The sequence below is a fragment of the Sporosarcina pasadenensis genome (assembly GCF_047228845.1).
GTDB lineage: Bacteria > Bacillota > Bacilli > Bacillales_A > Planococcaceae > Sporosarcina.
In genome coordinates, this window is the sequence record NZ_JBFEGM010000026.1 from 1 (window position 1) to 2,944 (window position 2,944).

The window sequence follows — 2,944 nt, forward strand, 5'->3', positions numbered from 1 at the left end:
CCGTATAAAGGTTAAGTTAGAAAGGGCGCACGGCGGATGCCTTGGCACTAGGAGCCTATGAAGGACGGCACTAACACCGATATGCTTCGGGGAGCTGTAAGTAAGCTGTGATCCGAAGATTTCCGAATGGGGAAACCCACTGCCCGTAATGGGGCAGTACGTTCACGTGAATACATAGCGTGAACGAGGCACACCCGGAGAACTGAAACATCTAAGTACCCGGAGGAAGAGAAAGAAACATCGATTCCCTTAGTAGCGGCGAGCGAAACGGGAAGAGCCCAAACCAGGAAGCTTGCTTCCTGGGGTTGTAGGACACTCTATACGGAGTTACAAAGGGACGGATTAGACGAAGAGGCCTGGAAAGGTCCGCCATAGCGGGTAATAGCCCCGTAGTCGAAAGTCCGTCCCCTCCAGAGTGGATCCTGAGTACGGCGGAACACGTGAAATTCCGTCGGAATCCGGGAGGACCATCTCCCAAGGCTAAATACTCCCTAGTGACCGATAGTGAACCAGTACCGTGAGGGAAAGGTGAAAAGCACCCCGGAAGGGGAGTGAAAAAGAACCTGAAACCGTGTGCCTACAAGTTGTCAGAGCCCGTTAATGGGTGATGGCGTGCCTTTTGTAGAATGAACCGGCGAGTTACGATTCCATGCAAGGTTAAGCAGCGAATGCGGAGCCGCAGCGAAAGCGAGTCTGAATAGGGCGAATGAGTATGGGGTCGTAGACCCGAAACCAGGTGATCTACCCATGTCCAGGGTGAAGGTAAGGTAACACTTACTGGAGGCCCGAACCCACGTACGTTGAAAAGTGCGGGGATGAGGTGTGGGTAGCGGTGAAATTCCAATCGAACCTGGAGATAGCTGGTTCTCTCCGAAATAGCTTTAGGGCTAGCCTCAAACGAAAGAATCTCGGAGGTAGAGCACTGTTTGGACTAGGGGCCCATCCCGGGTTACCGAATTCAGACAAACTCCGAATGCCGATGATTTATGTTTGGGAGTCAGACTGCGGGTGATAAGATCCGTAGTCGAGAGGGAAACAGCCCAGACCGCCAGTTAAGGTCCCCAAGTATCCGTTAAGTGGAAAAGGATGTGGCGCTGCCCAGACAACCAGGATGTTGGCTTAGAAGCAGCCACCATTTAAAGAGTGCGTAATAGCTCACTGGTCGAGTGGCGCTGCGCCGAAAATGTACCGGGGCTAAACGGATCACCGAAACTGCGGATTGACACCTATGGTGTCAGTGGTAGGAGAGCGTTCCAAGGGCGTCGAAGCTAGACCGTAAGGACTGGTGGAGCGCTTGGAAGTGAGAATGCCGGTATGAGTAGCGAAAGAAGGGTGAGAATCCCTTCCACCGAATGCCTAAGGTTTCCTGAGGAAGGCTCGTCCGCTCAGGGTTAGTCGGGACCTAAGTCGAGGCCGAAAGGCGTAGACGATGGATAACAGGTTGATATTCCTGTACCACCTCCCCGCCGTTATCAGCAATGGGGGGACGCAGAAGGATAGGGTGAGCGCGCTGTTGGTCATGCGCGTCCAAGCAGTGAGGTGTGGAACGAGGCAAATCCCGTTCCTATAACATTGAGCTGTGATGGCAAGGGGAATTATCCCCGGAGTCCCTGATTTCACACTGCCAAGAAAAGCCTCTAGCGAGGCGGGAGGTGCCCGTACCGCAAACCGACACAGGTAGGCGAGGAGAGAATCCTAAGGTGATCGAGAGAACTCTCGTTAAGGAACTCGGCAAAATGACCCCGTAACTTCGGGAGAAGGGGTGCTCTGGTAGGGTGTTAAAGCCCGAGAGAGCCGCAGTGAATAGGCCCAGGCGACTGTTTAGCAAAAACACAGGTCTCTGCAAAACCGTAAGGTGACGTATAGGGGCTGACGCCTGCCCGGTGCTGGAAGGTTAAGAGGAGAGGTCAGCGCAAGCGAAGCTTCGAATTGAAGCCCCAGTAAACGGCGGCCGTAACTATAACGGTCCTAAGGTAGCGAAATTCCTTGTCGGGTAAGTTCCGACCCGCACGAAAGGCGTAACGATCTGGGCACTGTCTCAACGAGAGACTCGGTGAAATTATAATATGCGTGAAGATGCGCATTACCCGCGACAGGACGGAAAGACCCCGTGGAGCTTTACTGTAGCCTGATATTGAATTCCGGTGCAGCCTGTACAGGATAGGTAGGAGCCTTGGAATCCGGAGCGCCAGCTTCGGAGGAGGCAATGGTGGGATACTACCCTGGCTGTATTGGACTTCTAACCCTTGCCCGTGATCCGGGCAGGAGACAGTGTCAGGTGGGCAGTTTGACTGGGGCGGTCGCCTCCTAAAGTGTAACGGAGGCGCCCAAAGGTTCCCTCAGAATGGTTGGACATCATTCGTAGAGTGCAAAGGCATAAGGGAGCTTGACTGCGAGACCTACAAGTCGAGCAGGGTCGAAAGACGGGCTTAGTGATCCGGTGGTTCCGCATGGAAGGGCCATCGCTCAACGGATAAAAGCTACCCCGGGGATAACAGGCTTATCTCCCCCAAGAGTCCACATCGACGGGGAGGTTTGGCACCTCGATGTCGGCTCATCGCATCCTGGGGCTGTAGTCGGTCCCAAGGGTTGGGCTGTTCGCCCATTAAAGCGGTACGCGAGCTGGGTTCAGAACGTCGTGAGACAGTTCGGTCCCTATCCGTCGCGGGCGCAGGAAATTTGAGAGGAGCTGTCCTTAGTACGAGAGGACCGGGATGGACACACCGCTGGTGTACCAGTTGTCTTGCCAAAGGCATCGCTGGGTAGCTATGTGTGGACGGGATAAATGCTGAAAGCATCTAAGCATGAAGCCCCCCTCAAGATGAGATTTCCCATTACATTTGTAAGTAAGATCCCTCAAAGAAGATGAGGTGGATAGGTCCGGGGTGGAAGCGTGGCGACACGTGCAGCTGACGGATACTAATCGATCGAGGACTTAACCTTA

At 54.0% G+C, this 2,944-nt stretch carries 1 rRNA gene; it reads left to right on the plus strand.

Annotation, left to right across the window (positions count from 1 at the left end):
• Positions 1-9 precede the first annotated feature (9 nt).
• A 23S ribosomal RNA gene (locus tag AB1K89_RS18215) occupies positions 10-2,943 on the plus strand.
• Position 2,944: the final 1 nt, after the last annotated feature.